At 71.8% G+C, this 22,674-nt stretch carries 19 protein-coding genes; 5 read left to right on the forward strand and 14 right to left on the reverse strand.

What is annotated here, in order from left to right; genetic code table 11:
- Positions 1-51 precede the first annotated feature (51 nt).
- Both ACFVGY_RS34605 and ACFVGY_RS34610 read right to left on the reverse strand, forming a co-directional pair.
- Entirely contained in the window at positions 52-459 is a 408-nt protein-coding gene (locus ACFVGY_RS34605) for a hypothetical protein (protein WP_385685510.1), read from the reverse strand.
- Entirely contained in the window at positions 456-1,598 is a 1,143-nt protein-coding gene (locus ACFVGY_RS34610) for a molybdopterin-dependent oxidoreductase (protein ID WP_385685513.1), read from the reverse strand. The genes ACFVGY_RS34605 and ACFVGY_RS34610 overlap by 4 nt, the downstream gene beginning before the upstream one ends.
- 114 nt (positions 1,599-1,712) lie before the next feature.
- Between ACFVGY_RS34610 and ACFVGY_RS34615 the strand changes: the two genes are divergently transcribed.
- On the forward strand, positions 1,713-3,188 hold the full coding sequence (locus tag ACFVGY_RS34615; protein ID WP_385685516.1) for a glycosyltransferase 87 family protein: 1,476 nt from the start codon (positions 1,713-1,715) through the stop codon (positions 3,186-3,188).
- Between the two features lie 39 nt (positions 3,189-3,227).
- Here ACFVGY_RS34615 and ACFVGY_RS34620 read toward each other — a convergent pair whose 3' ends face one another.
- Positions 3,228-4,151 (reverse strand): LysR family transcriptional regulator, encoded by a 924-nt coding sequence (locus tag ACFVGY_RS34620; RefSeq protein WP_385685518.1) that lies wholly within the window; start codon positions 4,149-4,151, stop codon positions 3,228-3,230.
- Between the two features lie 148 nt (positions 4,152-4,299).
- Between ACFVGY_RS34620 and ACFVGY_RS34625 the strand changes: the two genes are divergently transcribed.
- Together ACFVGY_RS34625 and ACFVGY_RS34630 are read left to right on the forward strand one after the other, a co-directional pair.
- Entirely contained in the window at positions 4,300-5,352 is a 1,053-nt protein-coding gene (locus ACFVGY_RS34625) for a YncE family protein (protein WP_385685521.1), read from the forward strand.
- Positions 5,353-5,489: 137 nt separating this feature from the next.
- Positions 5,490-6,377 (forward strand): hypothetical protein, encoded by an 888-nt coding sequence (locus tag ACFVGY_RS34630; RefSeq protein ID WP_385685524.1) that lies wholly within the window; start codon positions 5,490-5,492, stop codon positions 6,375-6,377.
- Positions 6,378-6,420: 43 nt separating this feature from the next.
- Here ACFVGY_RS34630 and ACFVGY_RS34635 read toward each other — a convergent pair whose 3' ends face one another.
- The 9 genes from ACFVGY_RS34635 to ACFVGY_RS34675 form a co-directional block, all read right to left on the reverse strand.
- Complete coding sequence (locus tag ACFVGY_RS34635) at positions 6,421-7,893, reverse strand: sialidase family protein (protein ID WP_385685527.1); 1,473 nt, start codon at positions 7,891-7,893, stop codon at positions 6,421-6,423.
- An 883-nt stretch (positions 7,894-8,776) separates the two neighbouring features.
- Positions 8,777-8,899, reverse strand: coding sequence for a hypothetical protein (locus tag ACFVGY_RS34640; protein WP_385685530.1), 123 nt, complete (start codon positions 8,897-8,899; stop codon positions 8,777-8,779).
- A 528-nt stretch (positions 8,900-9,427) separates the two neighbouring features.
- Entirely contained in the window at positions 9,428-9,754 is a 327-nt protein-coding gene (locus tag ACFVGY_RS34645) for a hypothetical protein (protein WP_385685533.1), read from the reverse strand.
- A 444-nt stretch (positions 9,755-10,198) separates the two neighbouring features.
- Complete coding sequence (locus ACFVGY_RS34650) at positions 10,199-11,407, reverse strand: hypothetical protein (RefSeq protein WP_385685535.1); 1,209 nt, start codon at positions 11,405-11,407, stop codon at positions 10,199-10,201.
- A gap of 266 nt (positions 11,408-11,673) precedes the next feature.
- Positions 11,674-12,654 carry an amidohydrolase family protein gene (locus ACFVGY_RS34655; RefSeq protein ID WP_385685538.1) on the reverse strand — a complete coding sequence of 327 codons (981 nt, stop codon included), beginning with the start codon at positions 12,652-12,654 and terminating at the stop codon, positions 11,674-11,676.
- A gap of 220 nt (positions 12,655-12,874) precedes the next feature.
- Positions 12,875-13,726 (reverse strand): TIGR01458 family HAD-type hydrolase, encoded by an 852-nt coding sequence (locus tag ACFVGY_RS34660; protein WP_385685541.1) that lies wholly within the window; start codon positions 13,724-13,726, stop codon positions 12,875-12,877.
- Between the two features lie 240 nt (positions 13,727-13,966).
- Positions 13,967-14,371, reverse strand: coding sequence for a transglycosylase SLT domain-containing protein (locus tag ACFVGY_RS34665; protein WP_385675114.1), 405 nt, complete (start codon positions 14,369-14,371; stop codon positions 13,967-13,969).
- Positions 14,372-14,820: 449 nt separating this feature from the next.
- A complete protein-coding gene (locus ACFVGY_RS34670; RefSeq protein WP_385685544.1) occupies positions 14,821-16,029 on the reverse strand; it encodes an aromatic ring-hydroxylating dioxygenase subunit alpha in 1,209 nt (402 codons plus the stop codon).
- 5 nt (positions 16,030-16,034) lie between these two features.
- The gene (locus ACFVGY_RS34675) at positions 16,035-16,721 is read right to left on the reverse strand and encodes a VC0807 family protein (RefSeq protein WP_385685547.1); all 687 of its coding nucleotides are present in this window, start codon (positions 16,719-16,721) and stop codon (positions 16,035-16,037) included.
- A gap of 333 nt (positions 16,722-17,054) precedes the next feature.
- Between ACFVGY_RS34675 and ACFVGY_RS34680 the strand changes: the two genes are divergently transcribed.
- Complete coding sequence (locus ACFVGY_RS34680) at positions 17,055-18,341, forward strand: hypothetical protein (RefSeq protein WP_385685550.1); 1,287 nt, start codon at positions 17,055-17,057, stop codon at positions 18,339-18,341.
- Positions 18,342-18,418: 77 nt separating this feature from the next.
- Positions 18,419-18,868 carry a hypothetical protein gene (locus ACFVGY_RS34685; protein WP_385685553.1) on the forward strand — a complete coding sequence of 150 codons (450 nt, stop codon included), beginning with the start codon at positions 18,419-18,421 and terminating at the stop codon, positions 18,866-18,868.
- Between the two features lie 24 nt (positions 18,869-18,892).
- On the opposite strand, the gene ACFVGY_RS34690 is transcribed toward ACFVGY_RS34685, so the two are convergent.
- The gene (locus ACFVGY_RS34690) at positions 18,893-19,678 is read right to left on the reverse strand and encodes a WD40 repeat domain-containing protein (RefSeq protein WP_385685556.1); all 786 of its coding nucleotides are present in this window, start codon (positions 19,676-19,678) and stop codon (positions 18,893-18,895) included.
- Between the two features lie 3 nt (positions 19,679-19,681).
- Positions 19,682-22,669, reverse strand: a complete 2,988-nt coding sequence (locus ACFVGY_RS34695) for a hypothetical protein (protein WP_385685559.1) — start codon at positions 22,667-22,669, stop codon at positions 19,682-19,684.
- Positions 22,670-22,674 lie beyond the last annotated feature (5 nt).

Raw genomic sequence — 22,674 nt, forward strand, 5'->3', positions numbered from 1 at the left:
AACCGCAGAAGTGCGGATCCGCCCCGGCCGGTTCTTCGCGCGGCGCTCTGATCAGGTTCTCCGGCCCGCCCTGTGCCGCACGGCACGCACACCGGCGTGGGCGGCGGTGAACAAGGCGATGGCCACCATCGTGAGCAGCCAGTTGCGCAGGTAGTCGAGCGGCAGGACGGTGGGGTTGGCCACCGCGCCGGGACGCAGGAGCGGAGGCAGGGCGACCGCGGTCAGGGAGCCCGCGACGATGAGGGACCCCCGCGGAACCCCGCGCAGGCGAAGGCCGGCGACCGCGGCGAGGGCGGCGATCGCGAGCACGAGCGGCGCGAGGAACGCGTCGTGCACCACGACCGCTCCCCCGAGCCAGACGGCGATCCGCCAGGGCTCGGGCTGCTGGAGCAGCAGCCATCCGCCCCAGCCGGCGAGCATCAGCCCGGTCCCGCCCGTCATGTAGCGCCAGCCCGTCACAGGACCTCCAGTCGGCCGACCCACTTGGTCTGCAGGACACCGGGCCGGTTCGGGGCGATGATCCGCGCCGGGTAGCCGTGGTCCAGGGACAGCACCTCGCCGTTCAGGCGCAGCGCGAGCAGTGTGAGCGGGTCCTGCGCGTAGTGCCGCCCCATCTCCATCACCCGGTAGGCGCCCGATGCTTCGAGGGAGACCACCCGTGCGCGCGATCCCGGGCCGCCTCCCGCACGCTCCACGAGGTCGCGTATCCGTACGCCGGTCCAGTGGGCGGACTTGCTCCAGCCCTCGACGCAGGCGATGGGCAGGGTGACCTCGTGCTGGGGCATGGCGCGCAGCTCGTCGAGCGTCAGGGTGAACGGCCGGGGCCCGTCCACGGTCAGCCGCCAGTCGGCCAGCGAGGACCGGGTGATGCGCGCGGCGGCGGCCGTGCGGTTCACGGGCAGTCCTTGGACCCCGTGGGCGGGGCTGCGCGGGCCGAATAGCTCCAGCGGGCCGAGCGCGGTCACGGACTGTCCCACCGTGGTCAGCGTCACCGCCCCGACGGCGGCCGAGACGCCGAGGAGGAGTTGGCGCCGGTCCGAGCCGTCGGTCTCGGGCAGGGTCAGGGTTCCGGGGGAGCGGAGCGTGAAGTGGTCCCGGATCTTCGGCCACTGCACGGCGACGTGCAGAAGCAGGGAGCCCAGCAGGAGCCAGGCGACCGCGTAGTGCACGGGGACGAAGTTGAAGGGCCAGGGGTACCACTGGAAGGTGTTCAGCAGCCCGGTGAACAGTTCGAACAGTCCGGCGGCGACGAGGACGGCAACGGAGATGCGCTCCAGGGCGTGGAGCGCCGAGCGCACCGGGGGCCGGGCGAACAACCGGGGGTAGACCGCCCACAGTTTCGCGAACAGCAAGGGGATCGCAGCGATCCCGGATGCCACGTGGAGGCCCTGGGTGAGCCGGTAGCCCCAGTACGGGCGGCTCGGAAGCCGGTCGGTCAGCCATCCCGGAGGGTGCTGGAGGTAGTGGCTCAGTACACCGGTCGCGAAGCAGACGGCCATGGCCAGGCCGAGCCAGCGGCCGATCGCGGTCGCGGTACGGGCATCGTGCAGGCGCGCCTTGAAGGTCACGGGTGGTCCTGGAGGCAGAGTGAAACGCATGCCCCCATCACACCCCCGACAGGGCGGGTGCAGGTCGCCGGAACACCTTACGAAACACGGACGCCCACGGCGCCGCCCACCCGCAGGCGGCTGGTTCCTGGAACGCTTCCGCAGGTGAAACCCCTTACCGCCCTCACCCCTCGCACCGCGTTCGTCGCCACCATCCTGGTCCTCGCGGCACTGACGACGGTCCTCGTCCTCACCGTCCGGTACGGGGGCTACTTCAGCGACCCCGTCGGCCTGTTCGGCTGGTACGCGGCCTGCTGGGTGCTCTTCGCCGTGGCCCTGCTGGCGTTGCGCCGGGTCCCCGCCCGGCACGTCGCACGGCTGATCGTGGCGGGGGCCGTGGCCGTCACGCTGACGGGACTGGTCGGACCGCCGCGGACCAGCACCGACTCCTACCGTTACGCCTGGGACGGCCGCGTCCAGTCCGCCGGCGTCTCCCCGTACGACCACACCCCGCAGGACCCGGAGCTCGCCCGGCTGCGCGACCCCTGGCTCTTCCCCACCGGCGCCGCCTGCACGGGCCCCGACCTCGCACCGATCCCCCACCCCGGCGGCGCACCCCACTGCACCCGCATCAACAGGCCGGCCGTCCACACCATCTACCCGCCCGTCGCCGAGGCGTACTTCCTGGCCGTCGACCAGTTCTCCCCCAGCGGTGCCCGGCACAAGCCGCTGCAGACCGGCGCCGCCCTGATCTCCCTCGGCGTCACGGGCGTGCTCCTCCTGGTCCTGCGACGGCGCGGCGACGACCTCCGCAAGGCCGCCTACTGGGCCTGGTGCCCGGCCGTCCCCCTGGAGGCGGTCAACAACGCCCACGTCGACGTCCTGGGCGTCCTCCTCGCGATCGCCGGACTCGGGCTCGTCGCCTCCCGCGCACTGACCCGGCGGGCAGCGGGCGGGATGCTGATCGGCGCCGCGATCGCCACGAAGCTGATGCCGGCCGTCGTCCTGCCCGGGGCGCTCTCCGGGGTCCGACGCGTCCGTGACGCGGCCGTCGTACTGCTGCCGACCGCGGCCTTCGCCGTACTCGCCTACCTCCCGTACGTGATCCTCTCCGACGGCTCGGTCTTCGGCTACCTCGGCGGCTACGTGGAGGAAGAGGGCTACGGCGACGCCTCGGCCGGGTCCCGCTACTCGCTCCTGCGCCTGGTCCTGCCCGACACGTGGGCGCTCCCCGTGCTGGCCGCCGTCATCACCTGCGTGTCCCTGTACGTCATGCGGCGGGGGGACCCGCGGCGCCCTTGGAGCGGCGCCCTCCTGGTCACCGGCTGGTCCTTCGTCCTGCTCACACCCGGCTATTCCTGGTACGCCCTGCTGCTGATCGCGCTCGTCGCCCTGGACGGGCGCTGGGAATGGCTGGGCATCCCCCTCGCGGGCGCCGCCGTGTACGTCCTCGCCCCGACGCTCGACTTCCAGCCGTCGCTGAGCAACATCGCGTACGGCGCCGCGGCCGCCCTCGTCCTCGTCACGGCCCGGGCCCGCCACCGAGCCACCGCGCGGGGGGGCGCAGAAGCGGCCCCGGCATCGCAGCGGGGTCTTCGAGGTCCAGGACGTGAGTGCCCTGGGCCGTACCGCCGCCGATGAGAGCGGCTGGCGCGTCCGTACCGGTCGGGCAGGGCGCGGTCAGCTGCGGGTACGAGCGGCTGCCGGCCCCGGCCCGGCCAGGGCCAGGACGGCAGACGCAAGGTGTTCGCGGAACCAGCGGTGCCCGGGGTCCGCCGAGTTGCGGGGGTGCCAGGCCATCCCGAGGTCCAGGGGTTCCAGGTCGAGGGGGACGGGGAACGTCCGCAGGCCCATGGCCGAGATGGTGGCGGGGAGCCAGTCGGCCAGGCTGAGAGCGACGAGGTCGGTGTCCCGGGCGAGCATCATCGCGCTCGTGTGGCTGGGCACGACGACCGCGGTCCGGCGGCGCAGTCCGAGTTCCGCGAGGGCGCTGTCGATGGGCCCGAGGCGCTTGCCGAGCCGGGAGATGCCGATGTGGTCGGCCGTGGCGAAACGGCGGGCGTCGATCCGCTCGTCGAAGAGGGGATGCCCGCTGCGGGCGACCCCGACCAGGGGCATCCGGGTGAGCTGCCGCGTCCGGATCTCCGGGTCCAGGTGTCCCAGGACGCCCAGTTCGACGTCCACCCAGCCCTGCCGCAGCCCGGGACCGCCCTCCACCGCCTCCGGCAGGAAGACGACGTCCACCTGCGGGGCCTCCGCGTGGATCCGCTCGGTCAGGCTCCCGGCCACGCCCACCAGGAGCAGATCGGTGGCCTGCACCGTGAAGGTGCGCTGGAGGTGCGCGGCGTCGAACCCGGCACCGGGCCGCAGCACGTTGTCGCAGCTGCGCAGCAACGCGCCGACCTCGTCCCGGAGTTCCGCGGCGCGCGGGGTCGGCACCAGCCCCTGGCCGGCCCGGACCAGCAGCGGGTCGCCGACGGTACGGCGGAGCCGGGCCAGGGTGCGGCTGACGGCCGCCGGCGAGGTGCCCAGGCGCTCCGCGGCGCGGGTCACGCTGTTCTCCTGGAGCAGGGCGTCCAGAACGCGCAGCAGGTTGAGATCCATTGACGTCTCTCTCCTGAACTCCATTTTTGCGTCTGCGGCAATGATTGGATGCCAATCTTTGCATTGCTGCCGCATCCGCCGGCACCGGAGAGTGGAGACGCCCGCGAAGACGCGTGGCATCCCGCTTCGCCCCGTTCAAGGAGCCGCTGTGCAGCAATCCCCCCGTGCCGGTCGAGAAGGCGATGTACTCGCCGTCGTCAGCCAGAGCGGACCGACGGTGTCGTTCTTCGACGCCGCCTCCGACCGGTACCTCGGCAACGTTCAGGTCCCCGCCGAGCCCCACGAGTTGTGCTACGACCCGACGCAGCGACTGCTGTGGTGCACGCTGACGTACCACTCGGGCTACTACCACGCGAACGGCGGCCGGCGCACCGAGCTGGCCGTCATCGATCCCGACAGCCGCCGCATCGTCGAGGTCGTCGACCTCGCCCCGGAACACGGGCCGCACGGGCTGGCACTGGACACGGTGCGTGGGCGGCTCTACGTCAGCGTGGAAGGCGCGCAGGACCGGCCCGGTGGTGTCGTGGTGATCGACACGGGGACCCGCCGGCCCCTGGGCAGGATCGACACGGACGCGCCCGGCCCGCACTGGTTCGCGATCGATCCGGCGGGACGGACGGGTTACGCCACCAACAAGGAAGCGCCGTTCGTGTCCGTCGTGGACCTCGAACGGGGCCTCCTCACCGCGAAGGTCGACGTCCCGGGCAGTGAGGGGCTCGCCGTCTCCGCCGATGGCGCGTACGCCTTCGTCGCCGCGCCGTACGGCAACTTCTCCGGCAGTGCCGAGGAGCGGCCGGCCACCGGTATCCGGGCCATCGACCCCCGCACGGCGTCCGTCGTCGACACCCTGCCCACGGACGACGTCGTGCTGCCGGTGCACCTGACGTCCACGGGCAGGCTGCTCGCGGGCGAGTTGCGCATGACGGCCGACCCGGGAGCGCAACTCGGACGCCACGCACCGGGCCGCCTCACCGTGTTCTGCGCCGACACCCGCAAGCAGCTGGGCGGGGTCGAGGTCGGGCTCTTCCCGCTGACCATCACCTCCTCCCCCGACGGCCGGCTCGGCTACGTGGCTTGCGTCGTCTCCTCGACCGTCGACATCATCGACCTGGAAACGCTGGAGCGCCTGGCCCGGCTGGACATCGCCAAGCTCGGCGAACCCGGCGCGCACGGCCTGGCGTACGTCCCGCGCCCCGCTTGACCGCCCGGGCGACGCCGTGTGCGGGGCGACCGGCGGCCGTCCGCCGGGCGCGTACGGGGGCCTGCCTGCTGGTGGCGGTTCCTCGTCCTGGAGGTGCGGTTCGGTGCCGCGGGCCGGCTACGTGGCATCCTGTGAGCATGACGTCCGAGGTCACGGCTGCGGTGTGGGCGGCGCGACAGGTCGCCCGGGTCCGCGACGACCCCGCCGGGCGGACGGCCTTGATGCGGCGCTGCTATTCTGGACCGTTCGGCAAGGCGCCCCGGCACCTGCCGTTCCGCCGGGCTGCGATGTCGTTCATGCAGTGGCAGGTACGGCGGGGCGTGCTGCGGACGGCGTCCAGCGACCGGCCCGGCAGCCCGTGGTGGCGTGCGGTGAACGAACGCATTCTCCGGGACGGCTGCGAGGCGGTGGGCCTCAGCGGCGGGCTTCCCGGGCCGACCTCCTCGCTCACGGTCGACCGCTGGCTGTCCTTCGCCGACCACCCCACCGCCCGGGGCTGGTACCGGGCGCACAACGGGAGCGTGGTCGCCGCCTACCTCGAGAACCGCGGCCTCGCGGAGGCGGAGAACGAGACCGAGCGGTTCTTCATGAACGTCGTCCTCTGCCGCGTGCTCTACGCCCACGCCCTCGTCGCGGCGCCCCGGATCTCACTCGGCCCGCTGCGTCCGCTCGCCCCGTTCCTCGGTGATCCGAGGCTGGGCATGACCGGGATCTTCTTGCAGCTGTCGCGTGTGCTCCCCGATGAGTACCCGCTCCGGGGCACGGTGCAGTCCCACCTCGACAGGGAGATCGGGTTCGGCCGCCTCCTCGATTTCGGGGTGATCGTTCCGCGACTGCAACAGCTCTACGAGTGGTCGGCTCACGAACTCTCGGCGCCGGGCCTGCTCGGTTGCGTCCGCGACGGAGCCCCGATCTACGCCTGGCCGTACGAGGACCGGCGCGTGTGGCAGTCTCCGCACTCGTTCGTCTTCCGGATGGTCCATCGGACGCTCCCGCCCGCACGACTCGCCCCGCCCGGTCCGTAGGGACCGCGGTCGGCTGATGCGACGGCGTCGAACAAGGGGTCGGTCAGCGGGTGCGGAAGCTGCCGCTGTACACGTCCGTCCGGTTCTGTGGTGCGCCGGAGTGGGTCTCGGTCAGCACCGCCCGCACTCCCTTGGCGTCTGCCGCCAGGCCCTGGTAGTCGCCGAGGAAGTAGCCCCCGGCGAACGGCGCCTGGAGCCAGTCGAAGACCCGCGAGATCCGCCGCTCGGTCCGGCGCTTCGGGTCTCCGTGCGGCAGCGTGGCCAGCTGGTACGCGGTGGGCAGGGTGGTGGTGTCGCCCGGTTCGAGGAAGCGCAGGTCGTAGTAGGTGAGCGCGACCGTGCCCCGCTCGTCGACCGCGATCGACGGGGAGAAGGCCGGCACGCCCTGCGGGCTGATCAGCTCCGGGGTCCCCCAGGTGCGTCCGCCGTCGGTGGAGCGCACCAGCTGGATGGCGTTGAACCGGCCGGCGGAGAAGTCCGAGCCCTCATAGGCCATGTACAGGGTGCCGGTCTTCGGGTCGACGGCCGGGCTGGGCAGGGTTGCCGCGGCGCGCAGCAGTTTGGTGGGGTCGTTCGGGTCGACCTCCGGCACGGAGGTGTCCCGGGCCACGGTGACGGGCCCGCTCCAGGTCTCTCCGGCGTCGGTCGAGGTGACCACCTGGTAATGGGCTTCGACGACGGTGCTCAGGTCGTCGGAGTAGGTGATCCGGTCGAAGAAGTCGTACAGGGTGCCGGTGTGCCGGTCGACGACGATCACATGGCCGATGGTCTGCGTGTTGGGCACGGTGCTGGTGTCGACGAACGGCCGGCCCTCGCTCCAGGTCCGGCCGCCGTCGCGGGTGAGCGAGATGTAGCCCGGGCCGTCGAGGGAGCCGGGGCCGGGCGGGTCGTTGTCGAGGCGGTTCCAGACCTGGTAGGCCGTGCCCTTGCGGATCGGGTCCGCGGTGAGAGAGGGCTTGTCGTTGAAGAACGGCTGTTCGTCGACGTGCGTGGTGGTGAGGTTCTGCCAGGTGCGGCCGCCGTCGCGGGACGTGGCGGCCAGGAGGGCGCTGCGCGTGCTCCTCGTGAAGTCGACGCCCTCCCCGCCGGCATAGACGGTGCCGTCCGGTCCGGTGCTCACCCAGGGGTCGGTGGCCCGTTCGAAGTCCGCGCCGCCCCGGGCGCACAGGCTGAACGGCAGCGTGCTCCGGTGGAAGGTGCGGCCGTCCGTGGTCCAGCTGGCCACCAGGCCACGGGCGCCGCCGTCGTTCCAGCGGTCCTGCTGGAACACGGTGACCACGCGCTTCGGGTCGCGCGGATCGACGGACAGGTACGGCTCGACCTCGGTGCCCGGATAGACGACGCTGTCGGGGGACCTCGCGCCGATGGTGCAGTCCGCGTACGGGTCGCCCTGGGACACCTTGACCAGCGGTGCTCCGTCGGGGCCCCGGTCCGCCACGGCGGGAGTCGCGCCCGTCACCGTGGTGATCAAGAGCGCGGCGGTGGCGACAGCGGTCCAGGGCAGAAGGACGCTCATGCAGGATCTCCTCCGGGCCTCGCGGCCGGGGTGCGGGACCGCCGCCACCAGGGCGGCGTGGGGCACGGAGGAGTACCGGAACGCGAGGGTGGGACGACTCCGCCCCATCCTTTTCGGCATCGGGGCCGAGGGCCTCGATGCGCCGGACGGCGGACTCGTCCCCAGCTGGGGGCTGCAGGGCACGGCGGGGAACGCCGTCGTCGTCCAGATGCTCCGTCAGACCGGTCATCCGTGGGCGCAGGAACGGCACCAGCACGACGAGGGCTGCGGCCATGGGGCAGCGGCCCCGTGGTTCAGCGTTCCGTCACCCACGATGTCCTACCGGCACCGGGCCGCCGCCGGACGATGTCCGCCTCCACACCGGCAGCGCCGCGCAGCGCTCCGCGGCCGGGGCTGGGCGCTCGCGCCTACACGTCGGGCAGCCATGTGGCGCTCGGGCAGGGCGGGGATGCACGGGGACCCGGAGGGCGGGGCGGCGGTGCAGCGGGCCGTGGTGGTGGGCAGCCGCATCGACTCCAACGCCCATTTGAGGCGTACGAGAAGAGCCCTGAGCGGCTGTGGAAGCAGCTGGAGGCACGGGTCCGGAACGAGCCCGCCCCGCGCCAGTCCGCGTTCCATGGGCACGCGGCGGCTCTGAAGAAGCAACGGGACACGTGGGTCGACGACCAGGGGGCGGGCGAGAAGCACACCCCGGGCGGCCCGGACGAGCACCATCCGCTGTACGCCTGCTATCACCACCGGCTGCGCCAGCGTGGTCTCCCGCACCGCCGTCGTGGTGGCTTGTGCAGCGGAAACGAGCCGGACGAGTTCATCGTGGCGTCGGCCTCGCCACGCGAGCCGCCCAACTACGGCTGTGGTCGGCAGAGTTCTGGCCGTCCGTCTGTCAGGGGCGAGGGGCCTCCAGGTGGCTCTGCCCCACCGTCTCGAAGGTCATCTTGTCGCCGAGGCCCAGCACCCGCCCGTTGCGCAGCCGCGCGTTGAGGGATGCGCGCAGGTCCTGGCCCACCGCGCCGGCGGCGTGTACCGGGGGCAGGGCGCGCCGTTACTGACGCGGGTCGCCGAGTCTTCCGATGCCCTCCCGGTCGAGCCGGAATTTTTTTCGTCCACCTCGGAGAGGTGAAGTGCCGCCTGCCGCGGTCGCCGTGCGGCTGGTCGCGGCAGGACGTCCACCTCGCGTGCCGTCAGCCCCGTCGCGGGGGCCGTTGCCCGCGGCGGCGGATCCCGGTCGTGGTCCACGCGACGGATCCCATCTCCCGTGCTGGGGCGATCAGTCAGCTGCTGTCGGCCACACCGCTGCTCCGTAATTCACTGTGCACGTGACCCCCACGTCAGCCGTCCGGTTCATCGTCGTACTGGTGCCGCGGCCCGGTAGGGATCCACCTCTTACGGATCGCTTTCGAGGGAACGCACGTACGAGACTGACGGCTACGGAAGTCAGTGGTCCCGAAGGAGCGGGGCCAGGTCAGAGGACGTTTCCTCGACCTGGCCCTTCGGCGTTCGCAGAGTCTGCGCCCACGACGCAGACGGCATGACCTCAGTGCTGGACCACGGTGCAGTTGACGGTGGTTCCGTCGGCCGCCTTGACGACGTACTTGCTCCCGCTGAGACCGCCGACGTCGAACCGTCCCGCTTTGGTGGGGACGGTGCCCGAGACGGATCCGGTGTAGGTCACCGTTCCGCTGGGGAATCCCTCACCCCACAGGTGGTACTTGCCGGCCGAGTCCAGTTCGACCTTGCACGTCGCGACGGACGGGACCCCGGGAGCGACCGTGGTCGAGGCGTGTGCGGCAACCGCGGGGCCCACCGCGAGCGCAGGGGCCACCAGGAGCGTGCATGCTGCAAGACGACGTGTCCGGTTCATCATTCAACCTGCCTTGGGCGCTGACGGTGCGGCCGGTGGGACGTGACGGCTCCGGTACCCGCGGCAGCGGCCGCACAGGACTCCGAGCGGGAAGGTCTCGCGCCGTTACGCCGGGCGCATGTCGCCCCACGCGTGGACCACGCCGTGCCGTCTCGTCTGTTTGCCGGCGCATTCCGTGAGGCCTGATGCCGTTTTCATCCTATCGTCCGGCCTATCCCACGGCATCTCGCGGCGGCCTGTCGACGGGAGTGGGGGGAGCGGTGTGCTCCCCCGATGTCACGGGCGGGCGGGACATCGGAGACGCGTAGGCCGGGCGAGAAGCCGACGGTGAGCCGCTGGTTGTCTCCGCCACCCGGGGAACGCTCTCCTCGACACTGAGGTCGGCGTCGGGACCACGAGGGACAGGTCGTGCCCTGTTAGCGCCGGGTCCCCTGCGGCCGTCGATCACCTCCTGGTCTCGGACCTCGCGTGCCTATCCACCCAGACGGCGGCGTGGAAAGGGCCGTTGGCAGTGAACGGGTCAGCGGGCGGAAGGGCTGCGCTGCCCGCGACGACGCCGTGGCGGTTGACCTGCGCCGCGGAGGAGTTGAGGCCTCCGAGGGAAGCCAGGTAGGTGAAGTCGCCGTTGTCGACGCGGGCGACGAAGGCGAAGGAGTTGGGGGCGAAGTTGTCACCGACCATGATGTTCCCGGCGATCTGCCTGACCTTGGTGACACCGCGCCCGGAGCCGATCCGGGCGCTCTTGTGCGACATGAGATCGAACGAACTGGCGATCAAGCCGTCGCCGCCGACCACGGTGCTCCCGCTGATCAGCTGCCCGGTCAGGAAATGGGACCCCAGGTCCGTACGGATGCCGGTGCGGAGGTCGTAGGCGTATCCGGTGAGGCCGTTGCCGGCCGTTCGAGACTGACCGACCACGATGGAACCGCTGATGTCGTTGGCCGTGCTGGAGCTTCCGCCGAGGGTGCCGAGGTCGGTCATCGTCCGGGTGCGCAGGTTGTACGCGAACCCGTGCGTCGTGGTGGCAGGCGTGTCCGGCAGGGAGGAGCTGCCCACGACGATCCCACCGCTGACGGCCGCGGCGGTGCTGTGGCCCGACGGGCCGGCGAGGCTGCCGAGATCGGTCATGGTCCGGGTGCGCAGGCTGTACGCGAACGCGTGGGTGACCACATCGCCGGGGAGCGACGACCTCCCCACCACGGTGTCCCCGCTGAGGCCGGTGATGTTGGTGCGGCTGCCGCCGAGCGTGCCGATGTCGACGAGCTGGCGGGTGCGGAGGTCGTAGGCGAATCCATGAGTCGGACCGTCGGTGGAGAGGTCCGACTCCCCGACGACGTAGTCCCCCGCCACGCCGGTCGCCCGGCTGGAGCCCCCCAACGTGCCGAGATCGGTCATGGTCCGCCGGCGCAGGTCGTATGCGAAGGCATGTTCGGCGGCGTCGCCGCTCGTCAGTGAGCTCCCGACGACCACGTTGCCGTCGATGGCGGTCGCCTTGCTGCGGGTACCGCCCAGGGTGCCGAGGTCCTGCACGGTGTACTGGACGGACCCCGCCGCCGGCTCGGCCGCCGGCGCGTCAGCCCCGTACGCCGGACCGGCGCCCACGGCGAGCAGGCTCGCGCCCACCAGAATCCAGGCACGTAGACGTATGCGCATGATGCCCCCCTGAAATGATCGATCGAGACGAGCGCGGTTCGGTGGACCGCTGTGCCATCCCCGAGCACGGGCCGACCGATGGTGCACGGCCTTCACTTGTACGGCAGTTCCGATCGGCCAAACAGTGGGCGGTCGGCCACAAACGCAGAGCCGTGTCGCTGCCACCTCGCGGCCGGAGAAGTTCTCCCCCATGAAAGCCCGGTGTGCACACCGCATCGAGATGGGCGCGCACCTCCGGCGCCGCAACCAGTCGACCATCCCCCACGTTAGGCCCACGGTTGGACCGGCGGGCCGACCGCCGGGGCGGTCAGGCCCGTGCGAGACGGGGGAAGAGGAACTCGGCGCTGCCCCGGTGGATCGAGTGGAGCTGCCCGTCCTCCCAGTGCCGGTAGCCGTCCACCCCGTCGTCGAAGCCGATGCATCACTCCTCGGGCACCATGGGGAAGTCGCTGCCGTACAGGACGTGTCCGGGCTCGGCGAAGGCGAGGAGCGAGGGAAGCGAGGCAGGGCCCGCGCAGAACGCCCGTGTCGAAGTAGAAGCGCCGCAGCTCGGCAAGGAGGTCCTCGGGAGCGGTGCCCGGGCGCAGCCGGGCGGCGGCCGCGAAGCGGTGGGCGGCGTACGGCAGGAAGCCGCCCGCATGGGGGAGGATCATCTTCAGCCGGGGGTACCTGCCCGGGACACCGGCGACGGCCAGGTGCAGGGCGGTGCGGGCCGTGTCGTACGGGAAATCCACCAGCGGGCTGGGCAGGCCCGGGACCATCGCACCGGGCGGCGCGGTGGGGTGGACGAGAACCACCGCCGCACGCGCGTCCAGCTCGGCCCAGAGCGGCTCGAACTCCGCGTCTCCGAGGTAGCGCCCGTGGGCGTTGGACAAGACCATCACGCCGTCGGCACCCAGCTCGTCCAAGGCGTGCGCAGCCTCGGCGAGCGCCCCGTCCACGTCCGGCAGGGGGAGGACGGCGAAGTTGCCGAACCGGTCGGGCCGGTCCTTCACCAGCTCCGCGGTGAACTCGTTCACGTCCCGGGCCGTGGCCCGGGCCCCCTCGATGTCGTCAGGAGCCCCGAGCGGAGCGGCGTACGACAGGATGCCGGTGGCGATCGAGCGGCGGTCCATCATCGCGAGCGCGCCCTGCCGGTCCCAGGCCGGCACCGGCCAGCCGAGGGCAGCGGCGCGGTCGGCGATCGCGCGGATGCGGTCGGGCGGGATCACGTGCTGGTGGACGTCGATGCGAGCGTGTTCGTTCACTGCGGTCCTCATCTCCTCCCGCTGGTCTCCGGGGCAGTCCGTGCACGGTGGACGGGAACGCGGCGGGACGGGCGCAGCCCATGAGACCCCCGGACGCCGACGGCCGCCAGCCCACGCGAGCGCCGCCCCGGCCGGTCCACTCGTCCGGCCCACGCACCCCACGTCTTGGCCGAGGCAGCCGTCCACCGGGGCGATCACCCGCGCGGCGGCCTCGGCTCCTTCAGGGCCGCGGTTCCGGCCGAGGGTGCCGCGGCGGGTCTGCATCAGCACGCGGCCGCCCGGCGAGGCTGGCCATGAGGTCCGGCAGGTCGGCGAAGGATTCGAGGACGTGGTCAGGAGTGCCCGAGGCGCCGTGGTGGGTTTCGGGAGCGTACTTGCCGGTCTTCACCAGGACTCCGGTGATGCCGCAGCGCTGCGCGGCCAGGACGTCGGATTCGATGTCGTCGCCGACCATCAGCGTTTCGGCAGGATCGGCGCCCAGGTGTGCGAGGGCACTCTCGAAGAACGCGGGAGCCGGCTTGCCCGTCACCTCCGCCTGTGTGCGGGCCGCTGCCTCAAGGCCTTGCAGGAAGGCTCCGGTGTCGAGGTCCAGGCCCCCCTCGGTACGCCAGTACAGGTTGCGGTGCATGGACACGAGCCGTGCCCCGCGTTGGAGGTGCCCGAAGATCCGGTTGAGGGCCTGGTAGCCGAACTCCGGGCCGGCGCCGCCCAGGACGACCACGTCCACGGCCACGTCCACGTTTCGTTCGTCGACGAGGGTGACTCCCGGCAGGTCGTCCCGCACGTCCCCGCTGTTGAGCAGCACGCATCGGGCACCGGGAAAATGCTCGCGCAGGTACGCCGCCGTGGCGGCCGGAGCGGTCAGGACGTCCTGCTCGTCGATGGGAAAGCCCACCTCGGACAGGCGCGCGGCGATGGCGGCGCGGGTCCGGGAGGTGTTGTTGGTGAGCAGCACCAAGCCGAGACCGGCTGCGCGCAGCCGGCGCATGGCCGCCACGGCGCCGGGCAGGGCCTTCCAGGACACGGTCAGGACCCCGTCGATGTCGATCAGGACGGCTCGGATTCGCTTCATGGCGCCGACGGTAGCCCGGGGAACGGCCGGCAGGTCGCACGGCCCGCGGGTCTCGTCGTGCATGCCGAAAGTGCCCGGGCCGGGTGAATCCTGGGGGCTCCGGCCGGGCGCCGGCCGGACCTGTCGCCCGGGGCGCGAGCAGAGCTGGACGAACTGGTCACCGCCGGCTCGGCCATGGCTGCGGAGCGGTGCGGGTGCGTTGCGGCGGCGCGAGCGACGTTCCCCCTTAGTACCGGTGGTTTAGTACCAGTGGTTGGCCTGCCAGAAGTTCCAGGCCTCGACCGGGGAGCCGTAGCGCTCGTTCATGTAGTCCAGGCCCCACTTGATCTGGGTGGCCGGGTTGGTCTTCCAGTCGGCGCCGGCGGAGGACATCTTCGACGCCGGCAGGGCCTGGACCAGGCCGTACGCGCCGGAGGACGCGTTGGTGGCGGTGTGGTTCCAGCCGCTCTCATGGGAGACGATCTTGTCGAAGGCGGCGAACTGGGCCGGGTCCTTGATCATCTGCTGGGCGATCGCCTTGGCGCTCGTGGGTGCGGCCTGGGCCGGAACGGCGGCCAGCAGGGAACCGGCGGCGGCCAGGCCGATCACGGTACCCGCGAGGGTCTTCTTCGAGGCGGCGATGCGGCGGATGACGGCGTGGGACACGGAGGGCCTTCCGTAGGGGACAAGATCGGTCGCGAGCACGTCACAGACGTGCGTGAGCCACTCACGCAAGGGAGAGGGGTTCGTCCCGGCGGGGGGCTCTGCGCCCCGGCCGCCCCGGCGACAACACCAGTTAGCCAGGCCGCCGCCGGCCCGGCAACGACCCCTCCTACTAGGCACCCCGCAATCGTCCGGCGACGGACCTTCGGTGATCGCCGGCAGATCCGGGCAGGTGAGAGGCGGTGCCAGCGGCGACCTCCGCCGGCTGGGACGCTACTAGCCCGGTTCGTATGTGACGTGCGCCCTATGGGGCGAGTCACCCCAGGAGCTCCCGAATATTACTGATTGCCACGGCTTGTACCCATTCGAGAAGTCGGCAGGACAGCGGAATCACCCGGGAATCGAAGGAAACGGCCGGGTTGAAGCCTCCCTGCGTCAGCTCCTGCCGGCGGTCACGAGAGGCGCTCCGCGAGGTAGCGCTGGAATTGCCACAGCGGGCGCTCCAGGTGGGAGAACCGGCCGTTGGACGGAGCCGGGTGGGAGGCCAGGCCTCGCTGGACGCCGCGGATGGCCACGAGGTCCTCTTCCTGGATCTGCGCGAGCTGGGCACGTATGGCGCCCAGCTGCTCCGCGAAGCCCGGCGTGTCCGGCACGCCGGGCGGGACCATGGCCGTGATCCGCGTGTCGTGGGTGGCGGGACCGGTGGGCAGCCAGCGGATGCTGACCGCGCTGTCGGGCAGGACCGCCAGGACGAACTGCGGGAAGATCCCGGCGATGAGCATTCCGGGCCGCGATCCGGCGCGGGATCGGGAAGGGCTTCCCGGGCCGGTGCCGCCCTGCTCGGGGTCGAGCAGGGGCGTGAACATGGTGAACCAGCGGCCGTCGCACGCGTCGACTTCCGTGTCCCGGCCCGGCAGCACCGGATCCAGGGTCGCCGCGTGGGTGCCCATGTGGTGGTAGTTCTCCGAGCCGTTCTCCACCGCGACCTTCCAGTTGGCGGGCACGCCCTCCCAGGTCCGGGTGTGGACGCTCACCCAGTCCGCGAGGCGGTGGCCGCTCAGCCGCAGGTCCAGCCCTCGCAATGCGGGTGCTGCCGGTGTCGCGCCGGGGTCGAGGTTGAGCATGACGAAGCCGTTCCAGACCTCGACGCGGTGGGACGGGAGCCGGCAGCCGGCGCGGTCGAAGTCGGCCCGCTGCATCAGGGGTGCGCCGGCGAGCTGCCCCGCGTACCGGCCGTTCAGCCGGTACGTCCAGGTGTGGTACGGGCAGGTCAGTCGTTTCAGGCAGCCGTGCTCGGGTGCGGTCTCCGGTGGCAGCAGGTCCATGAACCGGTGGCGGCACACCCGGGACAGGGCGTGCAGCTCGCCCTCCTCGTCCCGGGTGATCACCAGCGGCGTGTCGAGGACGTTCAACCGGAGATAGCTCCCCGGCTGTGGGATCTCCTCGGCCCGTGCCACGCAGAGCCACTCGCGCCGGAAGATCCGTTCGACTTCCCATGCGTACAGTTCCGGGGAGGTGTAGGCGTGGGGTGGCAGTGTCTGGCCGCGTTCGAGGGGGAGTGCGGCCAGGCGGCGCAGCTCCGCGAGCGTTTCGCGCAACGCCTCGGGGGCGGAGGATGCGGGGGTGGTGGGTTCCTCGGCCTTCGTCCGGTGGACGGTCATGGTGGTCAGCCTTCCCTTCTGGTGATCAGGGGTGTCGAGCCGAAGAGGGACAGGGCGTGCCGCCGCCCGTAGCGGCGGCTGTAGGCGACGGTGACGAGGATGACGGCGCACAGCAGCACCAGTCCCTTCGCACGGTTGAGTGCCGGAACCGCCTCCACCGGAAGCAGCAGGGCGACGAGCACACCGGCGCCGCAGTCCAGCAACTGGGCGCAGCCCCACAGCACCGTCAGCCGTGTCAGTCCGCTGCGCAGCGTCGGGGAGGCGCGCCAGGCCGCTTCCCGGGCGGCCGCCGCGGTGGGCCCGTGCCAGGTCTGACCTGCGTGGAAGGCGAAGGGCTTCGCCGTGAGGAGCGAGGTCAGGATCCAGAGCCCGGCGGCGGCCCCGAGTCCGGCGTCCTTGACGAGGATGACCCGCGGACTGCCGGTGAGCAGTGACGTCATGATGCGCACTGCCAGCATGCCGATCATGAACGTCTCGAAGCCGTTCACACGCCGCCGTGTGGCGGCTTCCACGGCCATGCGGACCGCGGGGACCGCCCCGCTGAGCGTCAGTGCCAGCCACTGGCTGATCCCCTGTGCCCGCAGAACGTAGAACACGGCCAGCGGGAGGACCACGGTGAACAGGATCGCGGTGGCCGCCGCCCGCCATGTCGGCATGCGGTGGATTCCGGTCCGACCGTTCGGTGATTCCATACGAAAACCGTAGGAACCGGCGGAGATCATCACATCGACGTGAGGGACGACAAGACCGGTACACCCTTTGATGTACTGGTTCGGGGCTGGGCCGTGGCGGGCGTGGCGCTGCGCAGGCCCGGCGGCGCACTGCCGATGAGACCCGCGCCCCGAGACGCTCCGGCGCACTCGACCGCCCCGCTGGGAACGGCCCGCCCGTACAACACGACAGTCACCAAGAAGTGATCATCCGGAGACCCCCGCCCGTTCGCCCGGCTGCCAGACTGGCCCTGGTCAGGACAGCGACTGCTGACTGACCGACGGACAAGCGGACGGACCGCGCAGGAGGCGTAGTTGAGCATCAGCGTCGAGGGGCAGATCGACATATCGGGTCCGGTGGGCAAGCTGCTCCACCGGCGGAAGCTGCAGAACGCCACGGTGATGCAGTCCTTCGGCATCGACCCGGTCACCGGCGACGTCTTCGTCCTCCAGGTCGTCGAGGGCGGGCTCACCCTCCCGGGAGAGTCCGGCCCCAGGACCGGCGGGCAGCGGGCGTACGCAGGCGACCTGGCCGTGACCCGCCTCGACCAGGCGGGCGCCATCACGGGGCACATGTACCTGCGGGGCTTCGGCCACGGCGTGTCCATGGGCGTCGAACACCACGACGGAGTCGCGCGGTTGTGGACCGAGACGGCGTCCATCCCCATGGGCACCAACGTGCCGGAAGAGGAGAAGGAGGGCTACGGCACGGCCGTCACCCACTTCGAGTTCCGCAACGGAACGACCCTCAGCTCCGGCTCCTCGCAGCTCGCCGAGCCCTACCGGCCCGTGGCCGGTGCCACCAACGTCACCTGCACCATCGACCCCACGACGAACCGCGTCATCGTCCGCTTCAACAGCGGCAGCATGACGTTCGAGTCCCACGACCTGGACAAGGCCAGGGCCGGTGACTGGACGACGCCGCTGGCCCGCATCACCCAGCCGAACGCCAACGGAACCTTCCAGGGCTACGCCTCCCTCGGCGGCGTGCTGTACATGCTGGCCGGCAACGGATACTCGGACACGCTCCAGCCGCCCGGCAACACGTGGCTGACGGCAGTGGACTGGGCCACCGGCGCCGTCCTGGACCAGCAGTTCACCACCGCCGCTCCGGGCCTGGAACTGCGCGAACCCGAGGGCATGGCCGTGTCGGTGCGCAGCGGGGTGCCGCATGTCCACTTCGGCTTCGCCGGCGAGGAGCCCGGCCCGCGGACCTGCACCATCCTGTCCCTGTCCGGGGCACCGGAGGTCGACGGGGTGAAGGTGCTGGCCGACTGGCAGCCGATTGCGCTGGCGAGCGGGGTGACCGCCGACGTCCGCGCACCGCAGGGGCGGCTGATCAGCATCGCGGGGACGACGGTGCTGCAACTCAGTGGCGGGGTGAAGGGCACCTTCGACGCGGACGTCCGGATCGGTACGCTGCCCGACGCCCTGGCGCCGAGCATCGCGGCCCAGGGCAGTGTGCCGCGCAACAACAGCGGTGGAGTGTGCACCGCGCGGGCGGAGGCGAACTCCGTCCGCGAGCTCTGGCTCTACGGCGGGCGCTCCACGAATCCCATCACGTGGGCCCAGTTGGACAACTTCAGCGCCGTCTGGCGCTGAACGACGTCTCGTTCCATCCCTCCCCCTTCCCTCCCCCCCTCGCCCACCTTCCGCAAGGCCAAGGAGACCAACCACCCATGTCCCACAACCGCCGCCGCGTCCTCGGTGCCGCGCTCGCCCTGCCCGCCACGCTGGCCGCCACGAACCTGATGGCCGCCGCCCCCGCCGTCGCCGCCGGCGGGGTCGAGGCGCAGCCGTGGACCGATCTCGTCCTCGAACCCGGTGTCGCCGCCCAGACGGGGGCGACTCCACAGGTCCGGCTGATCACCATCGCCGGTACGGTATTCCTCCAGGCGCGCGGCTCGGTGACCTGCAACCTGGCCAGCGACACGAAGATCGCTACCCTGCCGACCGGACTGCGCCCCACCGCCCTGGTCCGGGCCACCGCCCCGCGCAACAACAGCCAGGGCATCAACGCCTGCCGATTCGAGGTCAACACCGCCGGGTCCCTGACCATCTACGGCGGCAACAGCGGGAACCCGATCACCTGGGTGCAGTTCGATTCCGTCCAGACGATCTGGCGCTGAGAGCGGCGTCGTCAGGAGCAGACGTCATGTCGCCGGACAGGGTGGGTGGAAGTCGACCGCCGTGAAGTACTGCGCCCACTGGGCTCTGGTGATCCGGGGGAACGCGCTGTCGCAGATGCGGGCGGCGACCCTGTCCAGGCCGGTGTCCCACAGCCGGATCGTGAAGTCGTTGCCGCCGGTGGCCAGGGTATGGCCGTCCGGGCTGAACGCCACGGCCGGTACGGGGTTCGCGTGGCCGGTGAGGACGGTGGGGGTGGCCGCACCGCTCACGTCCCACAGCAGGGCCTTGCCGTCCGCGGCGCCGGCTGCCAGTCGACGGCCGTCCGCGTCAAAGACCAGCGTGTAGAGCCAGGAGCCGGACGCCGGCAGCTGCGTCACCTTCGCCGGGCGGCGGACATCGCTGACGTCGATCAGCCAGACCGTCTTGTCCGTTCGGTGGAAGGCGGCCAGTCTCCGGCTGTCGGGGCTGAACACGCCGCCGGTCAGCGGGGCGGATCGGAACGGGGACGGCAGTTCCCGGGGGCTGCGCGGATCGCCGATGTCCCAGAACCGCAGCGAACCGGACTCGCCGGTGCTCGTCACCAGCGTGCGGCCGGCTGGCCGGAACGAGGCCATCGTGACGTGCGGCCCGCCCGCGGCGATCCGGCTCAGTGGCCGGGGATTGCCGGGATCGGTCAGGTCCCACAGTCCGGTGGCGCCTTGCGCCCAGACGGCCAGCAGGTGGCCGCCCGGGCCGAAGGCGGCCCCGCCGACTTCGCCGGCGTCGGGGGTGAGGACCGATGCCAGCCGCGGTCTGCGTGGATCGGTCACGTCCTAGACTCGGACGGTGGCGTCCTCGCTGGCGGTGACGAGGGTGCGCCCGTCCGGGCTGAACGCCACGCACCGGACGAACTTGGTGTGCCCGTGCAGGATCGACAGCGGCCACAGGGCCCGGCCTCCGGTGACCTGCCACAGGCGTGCGGTGCCGTCCCAGCTGGCGCTGGCGAGCAGGTGGCCGCCGGGGCCGAACGCCAGGGACGTGACCACGTCGTCGTGGGTCGCGAGCGACAGGTCCCGCAGGTCCAGGAGCCGGTCGGAGTTGGCGAGCACGCGGCCGTCCGGGCTGAACGCGGCTTGGTAGAACCCGCCCTGCACGGTACTGACCCGCTTCGGGGCGGCCCGGGCGGTGACATCCCAGAACAGGGTGGACCCGCCCACCGAGACGAGCGTGCTGCCGTCCGGGCTGAACGCCACCGACCAGACGATCGCGGGATGGCCGAGCAGGACGGCCGGTGGCTGCGCTCGCGGGCTGCTGCCGACGTCCCAGACCCGTGCGGTGCGGTCCCAGCTCCCGGTCGCCACGCTCCGGCCGTCAGGGCTGAAGGCGGCCGAGGTCACCGTGTCGGTGTGTCCGCGCAGGACGTCGAGGAGGAGCGGATTCGCGGGGTCGGCCACGTCCCACAGTCTGGCGGTGGTGTCACCGGTGGTCGCCAGCGTGCGGCCGTCCGGGCTGAACGTCGTCGAGGTGACCGTGCCGGTGTGGCCCGGCACGGTGGCCAGCAGCCGCGGGCGGCGGGGATCGTTCACGTTCCACAGCCGCGCCGCGCCGTCGGTGTGGCCGGTGGCGAGGACGCCGCCGGGGCGGTAGGCCACCCATGTCGGCCCGGACGGCGGATCCGGCAGCGTGCTCAGCTCGACGGGCGCACGCCGGTTCGCCACGTCCCACAGCCGTACCGATCGTGCGCTCGCCGTGGCGAGGACACGGCCGCCCTCACCGAACGCCACCGACCTCAGCTGCTCCGGCTGGTGCAGGACGGCCAGCTGTACGGGGTGGTGGGCGTTGCCGATGTCCCACAGTCGGACCGTGCGGTCCCAGCTCGCGGTGGCCAGGACCGTGCTCTTCGGAGCGATGGAGATCGCGACCACGTCGGAGGTGTGGCCGGTGAGCCGGCTCGTGTACGGCGTCGCGAACGCGCTCATGAGCTGGTCGCGGACGTCGCCGGTGGCTGCCAACCGGTACGCGGCCAGGTTCAGCTGCGCGGCGAGCGGGGGGCTCTGCTGCCGCACCTCGGCCGCGTCCGCAGCGGCCTTCCGCGCAATGGCCACGTTGCGCTGCTGGATGGCCGCGTCGCGCGAGTCGACGGCCAGCCCGCCCGCGGTCGCCGCGATGACCACCAGCACGGTGAGCAGCGTGACCAGCTGCCGTAGGCGTACCGTCCGTCGCCTGACCGCCGCCATTTCGCCGGCCTGGGCTTCTCGGCTCGCGCCGAGGAAGCGCCGTTCCTTGGAGGTCAGCCGGCTGCCGTCCGCGGCGGCCAGGTCCAGCGCCGCGGCCAAGCGGGCACCCCGGTACAAGGCGTGCGGGTCGCGGTCCTGCGCCTCCCAGCCGGCGGTCGCCTCGGTGAGCTGCCGGTGCAACAGCAGCCGGTCCCGGTCCTCGGTCAGCCAGCCGCGCAGTCTCGGCCAGCACCGGATGATCGCCTCGTGGGTGATCTCGACGCACCCCTGGTCCAGCGTCACCAGCCGCTGCCGGGCGAGCGATTCGAGTACGAAGGCGGTGTCGGGGTTCGGGTCCAGCTCGTCCCTGGTGATCCGGCGCCTGGTGTCCTCCGTACCGTCGCCCAGCGCGGTCAACCGGAGGAACAGCGATCTGGCGAGGTCCTGCTGAACCGGCGACAGCAACCGGTAGGCGGCCTCAGCGGTGTGTGCGAGGGCGTGCTGGATGCCGCCGGCCGCCAGATACCCGTCCAGGGTCAGACGGCTGCCGCTGCGGCGGCGCCAGGTCTCGGCCATCGCGTGCGAAACCAGGGGCAACGCACCTGGCTGGCCGGTCGCGTCCGCGACCACGGCTGCCAGCAGCGGGCCGGTCACCGTGCAGTCGGCGAGCACGGCCGGGCGGGTGATGGCCTCGCGCAGCTCCTGGCTGCTCATCGGACCGACCGCGATCTGCGCATCGCGCATCGCCTCGACCAGGCGGGGGTCCTGGACGCAGTGGCCGTAGAAATCGGCGCGCACGCCGAGTACCACCCGGGTCCGGCTGGTGGTCGCCGTGGTGGCGGCGATCAGCATGGCGATGAACGCGTCGCGTTCGGCCCGGTTCTTGCAGAGGGTGAAGACCTCCTCGAACTGGTCGGCCACGATCAGCACGTCGACGTCCGGTGTGCGGTCGACCACGGCTTGCCGGATCCGCAGGTGCAGCGCCGCGGGATCGTCCAGCAGCTCGGTCAGCAGCGCGCCGGGCGTCTCCCCCGTCGTCGCGGCCAGGTGGATCGCGCACTCCTCCACGGGGTGCGGGCCCGGCGTGAGCAGCATCACCGGCCACCCCGACGCCCGCGCGCGGGCGACGAGCCCCGCCCGCAGCAACGAGGACTTCCCCGATCCGGACGGCCCGAAGACCGCCAGGAAGCGGTGGTCGTGCACCTTCGCGAGCACCTCGCCGGTCAGCCGCTCGCGCCCGAAGAAGCGGTCGGCGTCTTCCGGCTGGAACGCCGAGAGGCCCGCGTACGGTGTGCTCTGCCGGCTGGTTCCGCCGGGCCCGTCGCCCCGTGCGCTCGCGGCGATCTCGGTGGCGACCGCATGCCATCGGGCTTCCCACGCGCGGCGGTCGCCCTGGCAGGCCTCGACGTACGCGAGCGTGACGGCGAGGCTCGGGAACGTGTGCCCGCCCGCGGCGTCCGACAGTGTCGTGGACGAATAGTGAGCCTTTTTGGCCAGTGCCCGGTAGGGCGGCCGTCCCGCCGTCTCGCGCAGCTTCCGAAGGTCCGCCGCGAACCGTGTCAGCGGACCGCCGTCCAGGTCGAGCGGGCGTTCGGGACGTGGCATGGCCT

The sequence above is a fragment of the Streptomyces sp. NPDC127106 genome, assembly GCF_042677605.1.
Classification (GTDB): Bacteria; Actinomycetota; Actinomycetes; order Streptomycetales; family Streptomycetaceae; genus Streptomyces.